The sequence below is a fragment of the Bdellovibrio sp. SKB1291214 genome (assembly GCF_002209355.2).
GTDB lineage: Bacteria > Bdellovibrionota > Bdellovibrionia > Bdellovibrionales > Bdellovibrionaceae > Bdellovibrio.
The window spans coordinates 2,427,596-2,446,832 of the sequence record NZ_CP106855.1; the positions used below are offsets into that span (position 1 = coordinate 2,427,596).

The 19,237-nt window shown below is 45.9% G+C and carries 20 protein-coding genes; 6 read left to right on the forward strand and 14 right to left on the reverse strand.

The features are described from left to right. Positions 1 to 110: 110 nt before the first annotated feature. Positions 111 to 2,177: an ATP-binding protein gene (locus tag B9G69_RS11925; protein ID WP_088613917.1), complete on the forward strand. Its 2,067-nt coding sequence runs from the start codon at positions 111 to 113 to the stop codon at positions 2,175 to 2,177. Here B9G69_RS11925 and B9G69_RS11930 read toward each other — a convergent pair. After that, positions 2,134 to 3,081 carry a hypothetical protein gene (locus tag B9G69_RS11930; protein WP_088613916.1) on the reverse strand — a complete coding sequence of 316 codons (948 nt, stop codon included), beginning with the start codon at positions 3,079 to 3,081 and terminating at the stop codon, positions 2,134 to 2,136. The genes B9G69_RS11925 and B9G69_RS11930 overlap by 44 nt on opposite strands. A gap of 97 nt (positions 3,082 to 3,178) precedes the next feature. Between B9G69_RS11930 and B9G69_RS11935 the strand changes: the two genes are divergently transcribed. Beyond that, complete coding sequence (locus tag B9G69_RS11935) at positions 3,179 to 3,874, forward strand: hypothetical protein (RefSeq protein WP_265437762.1); 696 nt, start codon at positions 3,179 to 3,181, stop codon at positions 3,872 to 3,874. A gap of 13 nt (positions 3,875 to 3,887) precedes the next feature. Here the strand turns inward: B9G69_RS11935 and B9G69_RS11940 are convergent, their stop codons facing one another. Further along, complete coding sequence (locus tag B9G69_RS11940) at positions 3,888 to 4,172, reverse strand: DUF3817 domain-containing protein (RefSeq protein WP_088617389.1); 285 nt, start codon at positions 4,170 to 4,172, stop codon at positions 3,888 to 3,890. A gap of 108 nt (positions 4,173 to 4,280) precedes the next feature. Between B9G69_RS11940 and B9G69_RS11945 the strand changes: the two genes are divergently transcribed. Beyond that, complete coding sequence (locus tag B9G69_RS11945; protein WP_254917118.1) at positions 4,281 to 4,766, forward strand: ribonuclease H family protein; 486 nt, start codon at positions 4,281 to 4,283, stop codon at positions 4,764 to 4,766. Further along, a complete protein-coding gene (locus tag B9G69_RS11950) occupies positions 4,767 to 5,051 on the forward strand; it encodes a YheU family protein (RefSeq protein ID WP_088617391.1) in 285 nt (94 codons plus the stop codon). Between the two features lie 35 nt (positions 5,052 to 5,086). Here the strand turns inward: B9G69_RS11950 and B9G69_RS11955 are convergent, their stop codons facing one another. From B9G69_RS11955 to B9G69_RS12000, 10 genes are all read right to left on the reverse strand, one after another. Beyond that, positions 5,087 to 5,380, reverse strand: coding sequence for a hypothetical protein (locus tag B9G69_RS11955; protein ID WP_088617392.1), 294 nt, complete (start codon positions 5,378 to 5,380; stop codon positions 5,087 to 5,089). Positions 5,381 to 5,559: 179 nt separating this feature from the next. Further along, on the reverse strand, positions 5,560 to 6,075 hold the full coding sequence (locus B9G69_RS11960; protein ID WP_088617393.1) for a hypothetical protein: 516 nt from the start codon (positions 6,073 to 6,075) through the stop codon (positions 5,560 to 5,562). Beyond that, entirely contained in the window at positions 6,072 to 7,034 is a 963-nt protein-coding gene (locus tag B9G69_RS11965) for an acyltransferase domain-containing protein (protein ID WP_265437763.1), read from the reverse strand. Before B9G69_RS11965 ends, B9G69_RS11960 begins: the two co-directional genes overlap by 4 nt. Before the next feature lie 111 nt (positions 7,035 to 7,145). Continuing rightward, positions 7,146 to 7,790 carry a sulfite exporter TauE/SafE family protein gene (locus B9G69_RS11970; RefSeq protein ID WP_088617395.1) on the reverse strand — a complete coding sequence of 215 codons (645 nt, stop codon included), beginning with the start codon at positions 7,788 to 7,790 and terminating at the stop codon, positions 7,146 to 7,148. After that, on the reverse strand, positions 7,787 to 9,193 hold the full coding sequence (gene ccoG, locus B9G69_RS11975; protein ID WP_088617396.1) for a cytochrome c oxidase accessory protein CcoG: 1,407 nt from the start codon (positions 9,191 to 9,193) through the stop codon (positions 7,787 to 7,789). The genes B9G69_RS11970 and ccoG overlap by 4 nt, the downstream gene beginning before the upstream one ends. Next, positions 9,190 to 9,762, reverse strand: coding sequence for a cbb3-type cytochrome c oxidase N-terminal domain-containing protein (locus tag B9G69_RS11980; protein WP_088617397.1), 573 nt, complete (start codon positions 9,760 to 9,762; stop codon positions 9,190 to 9,192). Before B9G69_RS11980 ends, ccoG begins: the two co-directional genes overlap by 4 nt. Beyond that, complete coding sequence (locus B9G69_RS11985; RefSeq protein WP_088617398.1) at positions 9,749 to 9,931, reverse strand: cbb3-type cytochrome oxidase subunit 3; 183 nt, start codon at positions 9,929 to 9,931, stop codon at positions 9,749 to 9,751. The genes B9G69_RS11980 and B9G69_RS11985 overlap by 14 nt, the downstream gene beginning before the upstream one ends. After that, positions 9,928 to 12,054, reverse strand: coding sequence for a cytochrome-c oxidase, cbb3-type subunit I (gene ccoN / locus B9G69_RS11990; protein WP_265437764.1), 2,127 nt, complete (start codon positions 12,052 to 12,054; stop codon positions 9,928 to 9,930). Before ccoN ends, B9G69_RS11985 begins: the two co-directional genes overlap by 4 nt. Next, entirely contained in the window at positions 12,038 to 12,205 is a 168-nt protein-coding gene (gene ccoS / locus B9G69_RS11995) for a cbb3-type cytochrome oxidase assembly protein CcoS (RefSeq protein ID WP_088617399.1), read from the reverse strand. Before ccoS ends, ccoN begins: the two co-directional genes overlap by 17 nt. Then, a complete protein-coding gene (locus B9G69_RS12000) occupies positions 12,202 to 14,541 on the reverse strand; it encodes a heavy metal translocating P-type ATPase (protein ID WP_254917119.1) in 2,340 nt (779 codons plus the stop codon). Before B9G69_RS12000 ends, ccoS begins: the two co-directional genes overlap by 4 nt. A 168-nt stretch (positions 14,542 to 14,709) precedes the next feature. Between B9G69_RS12000 and B9G69_RS12005 the strand changes: the two genes are divergently transcribed. Further along, positions 14,710 to 15,744: a 3D domain-containing protein gene (locus B9G69_RS12005; RefSeq protein WP_088617401.1), complete on the forward strand. Its 1,035-nt coding sequence runs from the start codon at positions 14,710 to 14,712 to the stop codon at positions 15,742 to 15,744. A gap of 69 nt (positions 15,745 to 15,813) precedes the next feature. On the opposite strand, the gene ybaK is transcribed toward B9G69_RS12005, so the two are convergent. Then, a complete protein-coding gene (ybaK, locus tag B9G69_RS12010; protein WP_088617402.1) occupies positions 15,814 to 16,305 on the reverse strand; it encodes a Cys-tRNA(Pro) deacylase in 492 nt (163 codons plus the stop codon). Beyond that, positions 16,302 to 18,143, reverse strand: coding sequence for a monovalent cation:proton antiporter-2 (CPA2) family protein (locus tag B9G69_RS12015; RefSeq protein ID WP_088617403.1), 1,842 nt, complete (start codon positions 18,141 to 18,143; stop codon positions 16,302 to 16,304). Before B9G69_RS12015 ends, ybaK begins: the two co-directional genes overlap by 4 nt. A gap of 209 nt (positions 18,144 to 18,352) precedes the next feature. Here B9G69_RS12015 and B9G69_RS12020 point away from each other — a divergent pair, with 209 nt between their 5' ends. Continuing rightward, entirely contained in the window at positions 18,353 to 19,162 is an 810-nt protein-coding gene (locus tag B9G69_RS12020; RefSeq protein ID WP_265437765.1) for a S1 family peptidase, read from the forward strand. Positions 19,163 to 19,237: the final 75 nt, after the last annotated feature.

The following is a 19,237-nucleotide window of genomic DNA, read 5'->3' on the forward strand; positions in this document are numbered from 1 at the left end:
TGAACTAAGCAGTTGGGCCATGGCTGGGATAAAAAATATAATAAATAAGATAAGTTTTAATGCCTTCAACACATTAAGGTAAAACCGATCCCACTTTAGTGAGGAGCAAAATGAGTGGTCAATTTCAACTTTCGGAGATCGAAGCAGAGATGTGGAAATATATCTTCTTTGCGACGCATGTGCCGATTTTGATCACGACTCTCGACGAGCGTGTCCTGCAGATGAATGACTCGGCTCGCGATCTGTTGAGCTTTGAGGGTGACATTGGCTATCACAAGCTAGAGGGCCTTCTCGCGCGTCTGAAACCTTCTTTGCGCCAAATGATTCGTCTGCAAAAAGTCTTGGCTCCGGCCCCCTATAGCGACCATCTTTTGGTGTATCTGCAGAACACTCGCGAAAACTATTATGCAGAACGATTGCTAACATTTTATGCTACCACGCTAAAATCTTTGGATAGAAATTTTGATTTAACCGCATGTGCAAACCAAGTTGCAAGTGGTGCCGCGATGGTTGCCATCGAAAGTATGGCTGATTGGTGCCGTATTGATTTACGTGAAGATTTGGGAGTGGGTAAGGGGACTGTCGCGCATAACGATGAATCCTTACTTCCATATCTTAAAGAACTTCAAGACCTTCCGGCCAGCAGCTTTGATGAAGTCTTAAGTCCCATGCGAGTGTTGCGTTCGGGGGCTGCGGTTTTTCAAGAAGATGTTGCCCATGAGCTGTTCTTACTGCTTTCCGGTTCGCCGCAAATCTATGATCTATACACTAAGGTGGGACTGCGCTCTTATATCTGTGTGCCTATTAAACAAAACGGAGACACCATTGGTTCTATGACTTGGGCTCGCGGCCCCTCCAATGCACATTTTGATGCCGTTGATATGATGATGGCCGAAGAGTTTGCAAATAAACTTGCGGTGAACTTAGAGAGAGCATTGCTCTATAAAAATTTGGCGGAAATGAAAGATGCAGCTGAGGCCGCCAATCGTGCAAAGACAAATTTTATCGCCAACGTCAGTCATGAAATTCGCACACCGTTAGGTGCTATCATTGGCTTCTCAGATCTATTAACGGGCTCTGCTTCGACGTTACTGGAAAGACAGGAGTGGGCTTCTAAAGTTCGCACCAACAGCAATTATCTGTTGAGAATTATCGATGACATCTTAGACATTTCCAAAGTTGAAGCTGGTAAAGTTGAGTTGGAAATCACCGAGATTGATTTGCGCGAACTTTTGCGGGAGATGAAGCTTTTTGCAGATTCTCGTGTGGAAAACAAGGACGTCCAATTTAAAGTGGCTATTCAAGGCCCTTCACCACGTTTCATCAAGTCAGATCCGACGCGACTTTCTCAAGTTTTATCGAATCTGATTGGTAATGCCATAAAATTCACAAGCTCGGGTTTTGTCACGTTGACCGTCAGCAAGTTGGAGACTCACGAGTCACTGAGTTTTGAAATTGCGGATTCGGGAATTGGTATTTCTTCCGCTCAGGCTGAAATCTTATTCCAGCCTTTTACTCAAGCAGATGCCTCTCACACTCGTCAATTTGGTGGCACTGGGTTGGGCCTTGCTTTATCTCGAACGCTGGCCCGCCGATTAGGTGGGGATTTAGTATTGATGGAATCAGAGCTGGGCCGCGGCAGTACGTTTCTGGTCACGATCGAGTCTGTCAGCGCTGATGACGGGCCAAGCTTCACGGATTTGCTCGAGCAAGAAGGTGAGCGCAGGGTTCAGGTCCTGGATGTGACGGCGATTAGCTTTTCAGACACGCTGAAAGGTCGTGAAATCTTGTTGGTTGAGGACTCCACTGATATCCAAGTTTTGATTAAACGCTTCTTAGAGGGCGCCGGTGCTGTGATTTCTATAGCCCATAATGGTGAAGAATGTGTGCAGATGGCATCGCAAAAAACTTTTGATGTCATATTAATGGACGTGCAGATGCCTGTGAAAGACGGCTGTCAGGCGGCATCGGAATTGCGCGCTAGTGGCTATTCAAATTTAATTGTGGCATTAACTGCAAATGCAATGAAGGAAGAGCGCGAGCGTTGTTTGGCAGCGGGCTATGATGCTCACTTAAGTAAGCCGATTCGTCGTCATGACTTGATTCAAAAGCTGATGGGATTTTTGGGAGAGTCTAAAAACGCACGTACAAGTGAAAGTTTACGCCCGGATTTCTGACAAAGTTGTGGGCCTGGGAAAAATCAATATTCGGTTGGATCTGATAATCCAGAACATTTCTGTACAGAATCTGGCTAAACGCCGCTGAAAAGTTGTAGGCGTATAACTGATAATTAGGTCGATTTGTCGACGTCACGAAAAAGTTGTAGGAAATATTCGCGGTCTTACTAAACCACTGTCCCAGCGCCACACCATTGGTCACCGTGTAGGTGGCAACACGGTCCACATAATCCCCCTCGTTGACGAAGGTTAAGCTGTAAAACCGGCTCAAATTAAAGTTAAAGTTCAGCGCCTGAAACATGCCGGGACCCTTATCCGCGTCAGCATAAAACTGAAACTTAGGATTTACGCGATAGGATTTGGTCTTTTCCACGATGCTTTCGAAAGAAAGGGTGTGAGAGATCTTGAAGGCTCCCGCGAAGCTCACGCGGGGCTGAAAAGACGTTCGGACGTTACCTAGTTGTTTAAAAAAACCTAAAGTCGCCCCGTAATTTCGTTCACGTGGTCCGGATCTTAGATATTCTTGGCTGACACCACGCTCTGCGGTTTGGTCATATGAGGTAAATGTCACTTGCCAGTATTCTTCAACGTTTGGCAGTCGCAGGTTGAAGTCCAAACTGACGTCATTCTTTAATCCGGTCAAAGAATTGTAATAGGCCGAGGTTTCAAAAATCGCCGATGTTGTGTTGGGTTTATCTGTGTACTGTTGTCCCGCTAAAAACAGATCTAAACCATTCGCCATACTGTCAAAGAAACGAGAAATATAGATATTGCTTTTGATAAGGTCTTCTTCAAGCGTGGTGTCGTTTTCTTCAGCATGGGCTGGAGCTGATAAAAGCAGCATGATCGCAAGAATTCTTTGCGCATGTATTTTTATAGATAAAGATAATGATTTTTGGCTCATCAACTATTAGGCTCCAACTATGGTCTATCTTAAACGGACACTTTCCATTCTGTCTCTGAGTATTATTGTTCTGTGCGCAGAATTTGCTGAAGCCTATGTGCCTCAGCGCGGAAATGTGATGGCTTATTTAGGCACTTATACTTATCGCACTCTCTATGAGGGTGAGCTTTCCGATATCAATGAAACATTGCCCGGTTTTTCTTTGATCGCCTCTGGGGATGTCAGCAATCATGGCGCGTTGGAAATGGCGGCCATCTATTTCAATAAGTATTATTTCCGCGAGGAGGCGGGCGGGCGGAATCTCGCAGAGCGGGTGCAGGCAATTCATATATCAATTGCTTATCGCCGCTATTGGGCTCCGTCCTTTGCAACGTCTGTGGGCGTTTATACTTCGTATCCGATGGGGGGAGTAAAAACGATTCACACTGATTTTGCGCCCACCGAAGGAGTGCAGACCTCAGCGTGGTACAGTTCAGAGAGTGGAATCGATGTCGGTCTGCAGGGAGAAATCTGGCAATCGGGACTGTGGGCCGTCATGGCCGAGGCTCGTTATTCCTATGCGATCACCAAACAGCCCAACGAATATTCAGATCAGGCGGGATTTTTTCTGGGAGTGCGCTATTTTATTCAAAGCCGCGTAGAGCATCCTAAAACATTGCAAGCTGTTGAGGAAAAGAAACCAGCAGAGATCAAAACAGAAGTGGAAAACAAACAAGATGAGACTGCGCCTCCAGAAAAAGGCACGACAAAGCCTAAGTCGAAACGGAAGGCCGAACCCTCCGCTTCGCCGTAGTTGAAAATAAAAATTAAGCTTTTTCTGTTTTTAGATGTTTTCGTTCAAACCAAAATGTACCGAAAGGTAAAACCGCTGCCAGGAAAGCTGCGACGCGAGTTTTTCCCGACCATCTTAATTCACTAGCCAAGAAGTTTGCGAAAAGAACATAACCGATGAATAAGAAACCGTGAATAGGCCCCATCGATTTTACCAGGGCAGGGTTGCCTCCCATATATTTCAATGGCATTGCGATAAAAAGAAGAGTTAAGAAAGAAGCACCTTCTAACCAACCAAGAATTTTAAAAGCTTGAATCATATTTTACCTCGCTTACGACAGAGGGATATCTTGAAGTTCTCTCTCGCGCATCGAAAATCTTTGCGTTAATTCCGCAACAAATTACTGCGTTTATCAAATGTTTATGGAATGCTTTGGTATATGTACTGGATATTGCAAAGATTGCGTCGATTGTTGTCAGGAAATGTTTTTGAAATCTACACGGATGGTAGTTTCAAGCATGGAAAAGGTTCTTGGGCTTATGTGATTACTCGCAAGGGCTCCATCATTTGTGAAGGCTCTGCAGGTCAAAAGAAAACCTCCAGCAATCGCATGGAGTTTCAAGCAGCGATTGAAGCACTTAAGGCTTTACCTGAAAACAGCCGAGCCCGTCTTTATACTGATTCTCGAGTTATGATTGAGGCTTTGGAAAAAAGTCCGCGTTGGGCCAGCAATGGTTGGGTTAAAAATCAAGGCCAGCCGATTCCTGAGGTCGACCTGATTCGCGAGCTGCACGAATTACAGACCCTGCATAAAATCGAATGGGAGTGGGTAAAGGCGCATTCTGGCATTGAGTTCAATGAAAGATGTGACGAACTCTGTGTTCGTGCTAGAAGCAAAGACGTGGAGATCTAAATGGATTTTATTGATGATAACAACTCGCCGGAAAATGATGTCAAACCACCGATTGCCATCGAGTTGGATCGCTTAAGTGCAGACGTCATCGATGCGGTGATCGAAGCGTTTATTTTGCGCGAAGGCACTGATTACGGTGTGGTCGAAATTTCTTTGGATAAGAAAAAAGAACAAGTCTTAAAGCAGCTCAATAAAAAAGAACTGCACATCGTATATGATTTCAATACAGATTCGGTCACGGTGATGACGGACCGAGATTGGAAGAAGCTGCCGAGGTCCGAGTAAATCTCTGCCCCCCCCCGGCAGACTTTAAATCGCGATTAGTTGCAGTTTACGTTTGCCCACGCGTTCACGAAAAAGAACGGAGGGTAAGCGTTCACCCAAGCAGTGCGGTATTGGAATGGACCAACCCAGTCAGCAAACCAAGCGTTGAACACTTGGCCGTTTTGAGCTTGAGCATTTACATAACCTTGGCAGAAAGCCATGTAACCAGTTGGGTTGTACATAGTTACAGCAGCTTGATAGCCATTGATTTGATAGTTCCACTGAGGCCACCACGCAAACGCAGAGCTAGAGATTAATAGAGAAGCAATTGCTGTCATTAGAAAACGCATAACGATCCCTTCATTGAAAAGTTATAGATGATAGGGATAAATCGCGATTTTGTGCCTCAATCAATAAAAATGCGACATAACGGGGCGATCAGCCGGTTTATTGAAAACCAACCCAATTGACACAGCGCGCATCTGTAAATTGTAAAAGCTGTTTAAACGGAACCAAGTGTTTCTGATGGCTAAGGAGCCATAAAACCACGAAGGATCGCGGGCCCATAGGAAAGCCAGATATAAAACCCTGCGCAGTTAAAGAAAAAAGCCATGACCAAACGAGTGCGCGACAGTCGAGACAAAGGCATCTCTTTACCTAAAACTCGGAAGCCCAAAATCATTGAATACAAGTTGCAGACCACCGGAATAATAAGGCAACCCAGCACCGCATTTACCAAGCACTTCTTAGCCATGTTCTGGCTTTCAGTCAGGGCTTGGTCTTTTGCAAGTTCGACGTCTTCCTCGCCCGCGATTTTAAGTCCCTTGGAATCTTGCAGACTTTCCAAGGCGGCAGAGGCCTCTAAAAATTCATCTTGGGGAATATCAATAATCAGTTTTCCTAAGAATTGCTCGAGATGAGGAGCGACGGCGCGAGTTTGTTCATCACGCAAGCGCGGGTGAAATCCTTGGGCAACCAAGAATGATTTCACCACTTGTGCTTGCGGAAAGTCGGCTACTTCTGTCAGAAAAACGTGTGAACTCATATCTCTATCGTATCGACAAAACTTCTTTCCGAGCAAGCAGCACTCTGTTTTTCGAGCTGCAGGGAATCAATGACCTCGATATCAGACCCTATATTCATGCGCTCGTGAAGGCGAATCAGAGTTTCTGCGGGGCCGATATTAATGAATTTACTCACCCCCAGTTCCTGAATCATCCAGCGATAGGTTTGCCACCATTTTACGGGGCCGGTCATATTCATCGTCATATCCCGAAGTAAATCTTCAGACGATTCAATCAGACGACTTTCTGTTGCAGAAATCATGGGCATTTTGAATGGTCCGATCAAAAGATCTCCCATCCCAGCAAAGGCATGATCTTTACTGCGATTCATAAATGTTGAATGCAAAGGTTTGTCACAGAGCGGGCGTATGGAATACAGAGCCTTGGTACTTTGCGAATCGATCCAGGCATTTAAAATTTCATCCGGGCCACCGACTAAGAAATGATGAGGTGTCTGATAAACTGCCACATACAAACCATGGCTTTGAATCAGCTCCACTTCAATTTCGGATAAGGGAGAAAACAGGCTTTTCACGCAGACCACAGACCCGCCATGAAGCTTTTCCCCATGATCCCCATAGTGGAAAGTTCCCATCAGGAGTTGTTCAAAAGACAATGCGCCCGAACAAACAATCCGGGCAATATCACCCAGCGAACACCCCACTAAATAATCGGGCGGAGCATGAAACTTCAACAAGAGATCGTACAAACCCACATGTGTCGCGGCTCCAATCAAGGCTTTGATAGCAAGACTGCTGTGAAAGATCTGATCAGAAGCGCTTAGGTAATCAATCAAGGACACGGAGCTTTCAACATCATCTAGATAAAACTGAGCTTTATCGAGACGATCTAAGACCTCTGGCATTTTCAAAACTTGTAAACGATGTTCGACCTTATCTAAGCAATCAATACCGGAAAACATGACGGCTGTTTTCGACATGGGTGACTCCTATTTTGTTTTGTCGGTCTTCGTATCTGAACAAAGCACTTTGACTTCGTCCAATACGATAGGGGTCGAATGTTTAAGATCATCGAAATCTAAATCGAAATGTCAGTGGTGGTTAAAAAAGATGAAGCTCCAGACAGAATAGACAGAAGCGAGAATTAAAATTGAACCCGCAATTCGTTGTTGCCGAAGTGGAATTTGTCGAAGGCCATTGCGAATCATGGAGGGCAGAACACTTAAGGACGGAAGCCCTCCGACCCAGAACAGAAACATCAGGGCGCCACCCATCATGGGGCTTTGTAAAGCAACGGCCGCTGTCACGTATGTATAAAGCCATCCGCAGGGCAGTAAACCTGTCAGTGCACCGACGATAAAACCTGATTGGTTTAAATGAAATTTACGAAGCTTGCGGAAAACGATCATCAATCCGTGAGGATCCACTTGAGGAAAAAACCTTTCTGTCAAACGTGGGGTGATCAATCGAAGACCCATGCTGAGCAAAATGAACGCAAACAATATGGCAGAGGCGGTTCTAAGCCACATGTACTGAGAATCTAAAAGAACTTGTCCCAAGCTTCCAGCGATCACTCCTAAAACGACATAAGCCGTAAGACGTCCTAGGTGATAGGCGAGCAAAGATTTACGTTCTCCCATCAAGCATGCAATAGGCCCGCACATGGCAGCACAGTGCCAGCTTCCTAAGAAGCTCGTGCTAAGAATTCCTATGGCAAGCAGCATTCCTTCGTTCATAGTCCTTGAGGTCCCATTAAAATAAGCTCTTTATCACTGCGTGAATATTCAGTCCCGTGATGACTTTCGATTGTCACTCGAGATTTGATTTTACCATGCGATCCTTTGAACATTGATTCTGGCAGACGCACAAAGAAGTACCATTCGTGGGCCGCTTGGGGTTTGAGGGTGATTGGATTTTCGCCCACGGTCACTTTCGCACCAGCTTTCACCAATTCTGGATCAATGGAAATCGTGTAGGTGGAGTCTTCGCGTTCCTGATTTTGGATGTGGATTTTGAATTGGTTTTGAACGATATCCTTGATTTCACCTTCTTGAACATAGGAGTAAGGAAGTCCTTGGCCGCGCAACAGGGTCCAATGGAAAGGGGCTCTGGTGGCAATCGCGTAAGAAAGGCCAGACACCAAGGCTAGGATCACTGCCATATAAATAAGAGGACGAGGGCGAGTGAGTTTAATTTTACTAAAATCCAAAGTGTCATAGCGAATAAGGCCCTTTGGCTTTTTCACTTTTTCCATGATTTCGTCACAAGCATCGACACATGCAGTACACGCAATGCACTCCATTTGCAGACCGTTGCGAATATCAATGCCGGTAGGACAGGCGTTCACGCAGCGATTGCAAGCAACGCAGTCTCCTTGAGGTTCATTTGCAGCATTGCGCCCGCGGCGAGGTTCGCCACGTTTGACATCATAAATAACTGCAAGGGATTTATTATCAATGAGCAGGGACTGAAAACGTCCGTAAGGGCACATAATCACGCAGAACTGCTCACGGAACCAGGCAAAGTCGAAAAGGACCACGGCTGTGACAACGGAGACTAAAATAAAATATGTCCAGTTTTCACCAGGGGGTTGCTCCATCATTTGCAGCAAATCTTTAGCCCCAACAAAATAGGCGATAAAACTGTGAGCAATCAGTGAAGAGACGATGACGAATAAGATCCATTTAAGGCCGGTTTTTTTAAGCTTATTCAGTGTCAGTGCTTCGTCGCGCAGTTTGCGACGTTCAATGTAACCACCTTCCGTCCATTGCTCGATACGACGGAAAACAGATTCAATAAATACGGTTTGTGGGCAGGCCCAGCCGCACCACACACGTCCCCAGACGGCGGTGACGAAGGCTAAGCCGATGACGATCGTACCCAGAATAAAAAATAAGAGAGGCGCATCATGGGCATGAAACAAAAGACCAAAGAATGAAAACTCGCGGTCTGGAATATTGATCAAAATTGTTTGCACGCCACGGATGGTGGTCCACGGCAGTGCCAAAAAAATCACCAACAAAACGGCATGCACCCACGTGCGATGCCTTTTGTAATAGCCCCTCACTTCAGCAGGTATAATGCTGATTCTGTCACCATTTTCATCGACGGATGTGAGGATGCCTGGATCTAAACTCATTTGACTTCTTCCCCTTGTGGAGCTTTCGCTCCTGCCGGTTTTGAATCCAATTTGGACATAATATATTTCGCCACAGAGTACAGTTCGTCACGTTTCAAGACCGGTCCCCAAGGTGGCATTCCCTTATCAGCAGCCCCTTCACGGATAACTTTTACTATATCCATGCGAGTGCCTTTGCCATGAATCCAGAAGTGATCTGTCAGGTTAGGACCGATCAGACCTTGCAACTCTTGCCCGTGACAAGCAGCACATTTTCCGGTGAAAACCGCCGCACCTGCATTGACGTCAATTTTATCAAATTCTTCTTTCAAAGAATCTTCGGTTTCAACCGGTGCGCTTGCTTGCGAGCTTGCTTTGGATTTTTCAAGCTCTGTCATATGGATGGCAAGTTCGTCTTTTAAAGTCGGACCACCCGCAATTTCATAGTGCAGGAAATAGAGGAACGCAAAAATGATCGTTAAAAAGAACGTCCACAGCCACCAAGTCGGCAAGGGATTGTCGTGTTCAACGATGCCATCGTACTCGTGAAACAGCTGTTTATAGTCTTTGCCGTCTTTAGTCTCTTGCATCGGTAAACTCCTGTTCTTTCAGAGGCATGTTTTGCATTTCGCCGTAAAAGTATTTGCTGTCTTTGCGAAACACCCAAAACAGCACGCAGATAAAGAACGTAAAGAAAATAATCAATCCCATCGAAGTCAGATGAAGATCGGTAAAGTATTTTAGTCCTTCTTGTTTCATTGTGCTTTTCCTTTCTGACCCAGTGCCTGTAGGTAAGCGATCAAAGCGACGATTTCTTTTTTCTCCATGCCGCGAGGCCCGCCATTGGCTTCAAGGTCGGCAGCAATTTCTTTGGCTTGTTTTTGGGCGATGCCATCAGCATTTGCCACCGTGTTGTCGTCATACGGAACGCCCAACAGTCTTAGCACCGATAATTCTTTGCGCAGGCGCAAGAAGTTCGTGTCTTTTTCTGCCAACCAAGGATAGTTCGGCATGATGGACGATGGCGTGACAGCGCGTGGATCCATCATATGACTAAAGTGCCACAAGTTAGGATATTTCTTACCCACTCTGGCAAGGTCAGGTCCTGTGCGCTTTGAACCCCATTGGAAGGGGTGGTCCCACATCGACTCTTCAATCGTGGAAGCATTTCCGTAGCGAATGACTTCGGAAACAATCGGCCGAATCTGTTGCGAGTGGCAGACATAACAACCTTCACGTTGATAAATACTACGTCCCGCGATTTCAAGAGCTGTATAGGGCTCTGTGACTTTAGTTGGCGTGATGTACTTATGAAGTGCTAGTGTTGGATAGATTTCGATAAAAGAACCCACAGCAATTGCCAGGAAAGCAAGTACAGAGAAGACAAAACCCATTCCTTCAAGTTTGCGGTGAGTTGTATCTGGTACCTCTGTGTAGCCTGTGCGGGTCACTTCGACGACTTCTTCGCTTGTCTGATTTTTTGGGGCAAGCTTGATCGTCATATAGATGTTGTAACACATCATCAAAAAGCCCACGAGGAATAGCAAGCCCCCTAAGGCACGGACCCAGTAAAGGGGTACGATACGAACGACAGTCTCCATAAAGTCAGGATATGCCAAAGTGCCGTCTTTGTTCGTTGCTCTCCACATCAAACCCTGTGTGATGCCGGCAACGACCATCGAAACGTAATACATAATGACGCCCAAAAGGCCTGTCCAGAAATGATTCTCTAAAAGTTTTTTAGAGTACAGTTCCGTTTTCCATAGGCGGGGGATCATATAATAAAGCATCCCGAATGTTAGAAAGCCATTCCAACCCAAAGTTCCTGCGTGTACGTGACCGATAATCCAATCTGTGTAGTGTCCTAGAGCACTAACAGATTTGATAGATAATAGAGGCCCTTCGAATGTCGCCATACCATAGAAGGTCAAAGCGGCGACAAAGAATTTCAAAACGGGTTGAGTACGAAGAAGATTCCAAGAACCTTTCAACGTTAAAAGCCCGTTGATCATGCCGCCCCAAGAGGGCGCCCACAGCATCACCGAGAAAATCATTCCCAGAGTCTGAGCCCAATCTGGCATGGAAGTGTAGAGCAAGTGATGAGGGCCGGCCCAGATATAAATAAATACCAGGGACCAAAAGTGCACAATCGACAGACGGTAAGAATAAACAGGACGATTCGCAACTTTAGGCACATAGTAATACATCAAGCCCAGGAATGGAGTGGTTAGGAAGAATGCCACTGCATTGTGCCCATACCACCACTGAACCATGGCATCTTGGATCCCAGCGTACACTGGGAAAGATTTCATCGCTGCCACCGGAATTTCGATGGAGTTCACGATATGAAGTACTGCCACTGTGATGATAGTGGAAATATAGAACCATAAAGCGACGTACAAATGTTTCTCACGACGACGATGAATCGTCATAAAAAAGTTCACAGCAAAGATCACCCAAACGACCGCGATTGCAATATCGATGGGCCATTCAAGCTCTGCATATTCTTTGGCTTGGGAATAACCCAATGGCAAAGTGATTGCTGCGGCAACGATGATCAACTGCCAGCCCCAGAAATGCATTCTGGACAGAAGGTCAGAGAACATTCGCGTTTTCAGTAAGCGTTGCGATGAGTGATAGATTCCGGCAAAGATTGCATTACCACCAAAGGCAAAAATAGCCGCATTGGTGTGCAGGGGTCTCATACGCCCGAAGGTCACCCATTCCATGTTTAAGTTCGCTGGCCACCAGGGAATCTGGATAGCCGCGATAAGTCCAAAAAGAAATGCAGCGACCGCCCAAATCATTGTAGCGAGCGCGAACTTCTTTACTATATCGTCATCGTAGATAATTTTTTCTACGAGATTACCGTTTGTGTTCACGTTCAGTCCTTTCGTTTTCGTCTAAAAGCATTCGATGAGCGGGAGTTTCAAGGTCATCAAACTGACCTTTTTTATTTGCCCAGAAAAAGGCATATAAAAAACCAGCTCCCATGAGTAACGCCATTGGAATCATAAGTATGATGATGTTCATCGCATCCCCCAAAGTGAGGTCAGAACAATCAGTACGGAGCTAATTGGCATCAAGATCGCTGCCATCATCGGGTTGATAAAACCCAAGAGTGCTGCGGCTCCACCCAGGCAGTTGTAAACCAGAGAAACCGTTAAAGTCCGCGCCAGCACATTGCGGGTTTTTTCAGTTAAAGCAAAAAGATCCATCAGGGGTTGCAAGCCACCGCGAGTGAAATAGATGTCGGCGTGTTGCAGACTTAAATCAACGCTACCTTTGACAGCGATACCAACAGTCGCATTTTGCAATGACAGGGAATCGTTGGCGCCGTCACCAATCATGCAGGTATTGGAATAGTTTTTAATCAGTTCGAATTTAGCCTGCGGAGTTAGATCACCGTAGGCATTTTGCAAAGGAATGTTGCAGCGTTGAGCTGCATCTTTAGCACGGAATGTTTTATCTCCGGAGATCAGAAACGTGTGTAGACCGCGCGCTTGCAATTGTTTGACGATTTGTTCGGAATCTTCGCGCATACGGTCTGCAAAGAAGATCTGACAGAGACTGCGGTGATTTTTTAGGACTTCAATCGCGATTTGGCTGCCTGGCAGGGCAGTATTGTAGGGAAAGACCTCGTAAAGATCATGACCCACGTAACCACGAACTCCTTGGCCAAGAATTTCTTGAACGTCTGAAACATTTTTTGCAGCTGGCAAATGAGACCATGCTTTGCGAATGGCAAAGGCGACCGGATGGTGAGAATGCGCCTCCAGTGCTAAAACAATTTGTTGCACGCTGACGGGTAAGGCTTCCGGGGTGGATTTGACCAAAGTCAGATTGCCCTCGGTCAACGTTCCGGTTTTATCAAAGAAGACATTTTTAAGATTCAGGATCTTTTCAAAAGTGTTTGCACTCTTCATCAGAATTCCTAAGCGCTGCGCTTTTTTAACCGCAAGACCCAACGTAAGCGGCGAACCAAAGGCTAAGGCGCACGGGCAGGCAACCACAATCAAAGCTAAAGCACGTTGAAAGGCTTCGAATGGATTTACGAAAGAATAAAGAATTGCGAATACAGCAGCTAGTCCAAAAACAACCGCAATCAGTCGTTGTGACAAGCGATCCGTCAAACTTACGAAATCACTTTTTTGATAACTTTTCTGATCAAGGTCAGTGAACAGCTTACCAATTTGACTTTGTTCAAAATGGGAAACAGCACGAACTGTGACACTCTCGCTTAAAAGCTGTGTCCCGCCCAATAAAGTCATTCCAGCGCTATAGACTTGAGGTAACGATTCCCCATTAAAGAGTGATAAGTCCACTGTGGCTTGTTCGCTGAGTAATTCGCAATCCGTTGGCAGAGTTTGCCCTTGTTTTAACAAAATGCGATCACCCATCTTAATTTGGTTCCAAGGAACTAAAGAAGTGTGGGAGTCCTCGATGCGTTCGTATGTTTGATCCTTGAAGTAAGTTTGCATTCTTGCGGGTGCAAGATAGTTTTGCTGCACTCTTTTTAGTAAATATCTTGCGCTCAGAATCAGAAATAAAAAGCTGGCAGTGCTGTCATAATAGATTCCGTCCTGCTTCTGAATAAAATTCCAAGTGGAAAAAACAAAACCGCTCAGCATAGCGATGGTGATAGGCAAGTCCACATTCATCATGCGGAATTTCAAAGCATTCACGGATCCTTGGTAAAACGGAATGGCGCTGTAAAATAAAATTGGTAAAAACAAGGCCAAGCCCACAGCATTGAACACGTGAGCCCACGAGCCTTCAAGTCCAGCGTAAATGGGAATCGTGAACAACATAATGTTGCCCGCACAAAAACCTGCAACAGCGATGCGCTTTAAAAAGGTGCGATTTTCCTCTTTGTATTTTTCTTGGATGTTGTCCTCAGGACTCAAGATTTTAGGAGTGTAACCAAGCTCTGCGATACTTTGAACAGCTTTCGCCAAAGACGCATCCTTGCTTAATTTTACTGCAATAGTGGACTGACCGAAGTTTGCGCGGGCCTCTAGGATACCAGGACAAAATTCTGGAAGCTTTTCTAAAAGGTGCACACAAGAAGAACAGTGCATGCCTTCGGCAAAGATAAGGTAGTCGTAATCCTTACTCTCATCCTGTTTATAAAGTGCTTTAAACTGCGGCTCATCCAAGTACGCAAAGGGATTTGCTTCCGCTAAGTTCAGAGGACCTACTTGGGTATCAAGGACCTTGCATGCTTCACAACAGTACTCGGCTCCATCAGAGGGGCTTTGACAGTATTTACAATTGAGTTGCCGATCTAGCTCCATGTGAACAGCTCCTAACATGTGCTTGAGATTGTTATCGGGTAAACGTGCGAAATTAGCAATGATGGCAGTCATACTGTCTACAAAATCAACAGGGGGTGGAGAGGAAAAATTGCTGGCATGATAGAGACAAAAGTACCATTTTTCGGCACAGCATTTCACATGTTTTCACGCATAAAAAAGGCTTCGCTTTCACTGTCATTTGTCTGATACTTTAAAGCTCGTTCAGCTTTGGGAGGCCTTATGAAATTGTTGCGTGTTTTTGCACTGATAGGAGTCATGGGGAGCATGGCTTTGACAGCTTGTGGAGGCGCGGACCAATTTACAGCATATAATACCCAAGGCGATGACAATTCTCCCGCGGCTTTTTCTAATCAAAGCATTCAAGACGAAGGCACGGACCTATGGGCGTTGCCAACTCAAAAAGCGACAGTAGGGAAACCTGAGAATTTTCCAACTCCGGCTCATCCACCAACTGTGGTCGAAGAAGGGGATCCAACTTCTGCTCAAGTTTCTACGCTTCCTACGCAACCGGCGACAGTGGACCCCAACGCAGAAACTCCCGCGACTCCCACTCATGGCCAAGTCTCTGAAGATCAAATTGCGAAAGATCGTCCCGCTTCCAAAGACGTTCAAGGCACTTCGTCGCTAAAACCGACCGTTTATTTTTTTCCCGTTTTTGATGAAGATAAAAAAACTTGTTCTGATTCTGAAAAAGTCACTTTGCACGGGCAGGGTGGTAAAGCTTTGATTCGTGTTTGCAAAAAGAACTCTTTGGCTTGTGGTCTGCAAGGTTCTTGCACGATCAAACAAAAAGGTAAAATTCGCATGTTGAATATTTTGGCTCGTATCAAGGGTCAGAATCGCTACTTCGAAATCAACCGCGAGGAATGCAAATATGGTTATGGTGTTTCCAGTGTATGCTTGGATCCATTCCACACATTGGCAGCTGACTTAAGTGTTTATAAACTGGGAGAAGTTATCTATATTCCATCGGTGATCGGTTTGATCTTGCCAGACGGTTCTTTGCACGATGGTTATTTTATCATCCGCGATAAGGGCGCTGGTATCAATGGGCGTGGTCGCTTTGACTTCTACTCAGGATTCGTACCATGGTACGAAAAAACAAATCCATTCAATCGTATTGGTTTGGCTGATAAGAATACAGCAGTACCATACCTAAGAATCACGGGTGCAAAAGCAGCCGAGATCAAAGCCCGTCGCGCTTTTCCTCGCATTCCTGCTGATAATCAGCCTTTAAAACCTGCTAACAACTAAAGCTTCGAACGACCGAGCTAGAGACGCTCGGTCGTGCTTGGGGTTTTTGTTTTAATTTTTAAAATCGGATTATCCGGGGATCCCCACGGTGACGAGGGTGGGAGATAGGATTTTTTGGACTTCCTGGGGGGAGAGGCCTACGAGGAAGCCTCTTTTGCCGCCGTTGATGTAGATTTTCGGGAGCGCTAGGATTGTTTCTTCCATGTAGATGGGCATTTTCTTTTTGGTGCCGAAGGGGGAGGTGCCTCCAACTTGGTAGCCTGTGTGGCGGTCGGCTACTTCGGGTTTGCAAGGGGTGATGGATTTTTTGCCTAGGGTTCTAGCTAGGTTTTTTGTAGAGACTTGCATGTCTCCGTGCATGAGGACGACCAGTGGCTCTTTGTTTTCGTCTTCCATGATCAGGGTTTTGATGACGGCGTGTTCTTCAACTCCCATTTCTTTGGAGGAGTGGGCTGTGCCGCCTTTTTCCAGATACGTGAAGAGGTGATAAGTGAGCTCTACGCCGTGCTTTTCTAACTCACGCAACGCCATGGTCATTGGAGGTTTTTCTTGATGGCTCATACGCGGGGCTCCGTTGATGTTGTGATTTCCTCTTTTTTCAAATCTTTGGCATCGATGTACGTTCTGATTTGGTCTTCGCGTAACACCTCTGAAAGCTGCTGTACCCCTTGTCTTGCTGTATCCAAGAACAGTTTTTGATCGTGACGGACTTTGTATTGTTCCGCCAGCATCAATTCGTCATGACGGTGGAATCGTTCAATCACAGCGCGAGCACGCTCTGAAGGAAAGCCTAGATCCACCAGTAATTCCTTCGTTAGCAATAAACTTGATTCCAAAGTTTCGCGGCGGATGTGGCTCATCTCGATGCCGATATCCAGTAAATCGAAAACGTGAGCGCGATTTCGTGCGCGGACATAGATTTTCAAATTTGGATAGTGTTCTTTGGCCATTTTCGCGAGTTGTTTTGACGTATCCACATCATCAACCGCGATGATCAAAAATTTCGCTTTACCGGCCCCCGCGGCAGCCATGATTTCGTGGCGAGAAGCATCGCCGTAATAGACCTTGTTGCCAAACTTTCTTAAAAGTTCAATTTGCTCTGGATCGTGATCAATGGCGGTGAACTTGATTTCTTGGGCTCGCAAGATACGGCCGAAGATCTGACCGAAACGGCCAAAGCCCGCAATGATAATGTCGTTATCATCAGCTCCTTCGAAGCTGTCCCATTCTTGTTTTGGTTTGTGAGTGGCCATCCATGCTTCGATGCGTGCATTCGCTAAAATCACAAACGGACTTAAGATCATCGATAACGTCACAATCAAGGTCAGCGTGTCTGATAGTTCGGGAGTTAAGACATTGGATGTTTGACCGACACCAAAAATGACGAAAGCGAACTCACCCCCTTGGGCTAAGTAAGCGGCCATGTTTCGCGAAGCGGCTGTGTTGAGTTTTAAGACGCGGCCCACTCCATACAACATGATGGCTTTTACCATCATGTACATCAAGGTCGCAAAGATCACGAACATAGGATTTTTCATAATCAGTGCCAGATTCACGGACATCCCGACAGAGATAAAGAAAAGACCCATCAACAAACCTTTAAACGGTTCAAGGTCGGCTTCCAATTCGTGGCGGTATTCTGATTCAGATAAAAGCACTCCGGCTAAGAAGGCTCCTAAGGCCATCGAAATCCCCATGTGCTCCATCAAGTAAGCAACACCAATGACGATTGTTAAGGTCACCCCCGTGAATAATTCGCGACTGCGCAAAGCTGCCACTTGGCGCAAGAACGGTCCCATCAAGGTGTAATTGAAGATTAACAATCCTAAGAAAATTCCCAAAGCCCCCAGCCAATTGACTTCGCCTTGAGTCGTTGCTTGAACCAATCCCAACGTGGGAATGATGGCTAAGGCTGGGATCGCAAGAACGTCTTGCATTAAAAGAATTGCAAAAGAGGATCTTCCAAATTCCGTGTTTAAAACTTTACGCTCAGACATGGCCTGCAGCGCAAACGCCGTTGAGGAGAGGCTCAGTGCAAAGCCTGCCACCCAAGCGCTGTTCCAAGAGGCTCCCAGGGATTTTACAAGCACACCCAAGGCCAGGGTGCAGACGAGCATCTGCAACCCCCCAAAGCCCACCAAAGTTCGCTTCATAGCCAATAGTTTTTTGGGTTGAAGTTCCAAACCAATCAAGAACAAAAGAAACACCACACCGAACTCTGCCAGATTCTGAGCGGCTTTGACGTCGACGATCAGATGGGCCCCTTGAGGGCCGATTAAGATCCCCGCAGCCAAGTAGCCAAGAATGCTTCCCAGGCCTAATTTTTGAAAAATGGGTACAAGGATCACCGAGGATCCCAAGAATGCAAGGGCTTGAAGTAAATGCGCGTGTTCTAACATGTCAAAAATCGTAGCAATTGCTCTAGCTTAAACCAAGATAAAAAGTACAGCACCTGTGCTGGTATTTAATCACACCACACTGTCCCGATTTAACAAGTGTCCCGTTTACGAAAATTTCATTTTGGGTTTCAGGGGAGTGGGTGTAGAACCCAGCTCGAAATTGATTAACGACTCCGACAAAGTTGGGGTATATCCGGTGGGGTTTTACAATGGAAACTATGAAGCTTTTGGTATCAGGTGTCTTGGCAGCAGCGACACTTTCTGCATGTGCTCCAAACAACAATAACGGGACAGTCAACGCGGATAACAACGCCCAAATCATCGGTGGCGAGGAAGTCAAAACTGGATCACGCGTGATGCGTGCGACCGTGGGTCTGTACGACACGAAAGTGGGCGCCTTGTGCTCTGGCACTTTGATCGCAGATAATATCGTGTTAACGGCTGCTCACTGTGTAGGCCCAAATCCCAAAGCCATGATGGTGTTCTTTACGGGTAACGTTGAAAAAGCAAAAAAAGACCAAGTTCGTATCGTAGATGCTGCCATCGTGAACAAAGACTATGATTCAAAACGTTCGCAAAATGCGGGTGACATCGCTCTTATCAGATTTGCTGGCACTGCGCCGGCAAGCTATACGCCAGCTAAAATTTTGAAAAACTCGGGTTCCTTGCGTGAAGGAACAACAACGGTTGTTGCGGGCTACGGCTTGAATCGTTCATGGGTTGTTAAATCCGGTGCTGGTGTTTTAAGAACGACAACATTGACGATTGCAAATCCAGATTTCACGGCCACTGAAACTTCTTTGAATAATACGTGGAAACGTGGGGTGTGCTCGGGTGACTCTGGTGGTCCGGCGTACCTTGATGTGAATGGCGAACTTCAAGTTTGGGGTGTTGCAAGTAAGTCAGATGCTTTGCCGTCCCGTTTGACTCCTGATTGCTTTTTAATGTCTATTTATACTCGTGCTGACATCTACGCAAAGTGGATCGCCGACAACATGGCTGATCTTAAAGCTAAATAAATAATTTGCTGAAAATGATTAGATGAAAGGGAGATCAGAAGTGATCTCCCTTTTTTCGTCTCGTTCGTCACAGTC

Coding starts and splice junctions, on each gene's coding strand:
- B9G69_RS11950 (WP_088617391.1), top strand. CDS start 4,767: ATGGATTTTATTGATGATAACAACTCGCCGGAAAATGATGTCAAACCA.
- B9G69_RS11985 (WP_088617398.1), bottom strand. CDS start 9,931: ATGAAACAAGAAGGACTAAAATACTTTACCGATCTTCATCTGACTTCG.
- B9G69_RS11930 (WP_088613916.1), bottom strand. CDS start 3,081: ATGAGCCAAAAATCATTATCTTTATCTATAAAAATACATGCGCAAAGA.
- B9G69_RS12020 (WP_265437765.1), top strand. CDS start 18,353: ATGGAAACTATGAAGCTTTTGGTATCAGGTGTCTTGGCAGCAGCGACA.
- ccoG (WP_088617396.1), bottom strand. CDS start 9,193: ATGAGTTTAGATCCAGGCATCCTCACATCCGTCGATGAAAATGGTGAC.
- B9G69_RS11940 (WP_088617389.1), bottom strand. CDS start 4,172: ATGATTCAAGCTTTTAAAATTCTTGGTTGGTTAGAAGGTGCTTCTTTC.
- B9G69_RS11980 (WP_088617397.1), bottom strand. CDS start 9,762: ATGCAAGAGACTAAAGACGGCAAAGACTATAAACAGCTGTTTCACGAG.
- B9G69_RS11925 (WP_088613917.1), top strand. CDS start 111: ATGAGTGGTCAATTTCAACTTTCGGAGATCGAAGCAGAGATGTGGAAA.
- B9G69_RS11955 (WP_088617392.1), bottom strand. CDS start 5,380: ATGCGTTTTCTAATGACAGCAATTGCTTCTCTATTAATCTCTAGCTCT.
- B9G69_RS11970 (WP_088617395.1), bottom strand. CDS start 7,790: ATGAACGAAGGAATGCTGCTTGCCATAGGAATTCTTAGCACGAGCTTC.
- B9G69_RS12005 (WP_088617401.1), top strand. CDS start 14,710: ATGAAATTGTTGCGTGTTTTTGCACTGATAGGAGTCATGGGGAGCATG.
- B9G69_RS11960 (WP_088617393.1), bottom strand. CDS start 6,075: ATGAGTTCACACGTTTTTCTGACAGAAGTAGCCGACTTTCCGCAAGCA.
- ybaK (WP_088617402.1), bottom strand. CDS start 16,305: ATGAGCCATCAAGAAAAACCTCCAATGACCATGGCGTTGCGTGAGTTA.
- B9G69_RS12000 (WP_254917119.1), bottom strand. CDS start 14,541: ATGACTGCCATCATTGCTAATTTCGCACGTTTACCCGATAACAATCTC.
- B9G69_RS12015 (WP_088617403.1), bottom strand. CDS start 18,143: ATGTTAGAACACGCGCATTTACTTCAAGCCCTTGCATTCTTGGGATCC.
- B9G69_RS11945 (WP_254917118.1), top strand. CDS start 4,281: ATGCTTTGGTATATGTACTGGATATTGCAAAGATTGCGTCGATTGTTG.
- ccoS (WP_088617399.1), bottom strand. CDS start 12,205: ATGAACATCATCATACTTATGATTCCAATGGCGTTACTCATGGGAGCT.
- B9G69_RS11965 (WP_265437763.1), bottom strand. CDS start 7,034: ATGTCGAAAACAGCCGTCATGTTTTCCGGTATTGATTGCTTAGATAAG.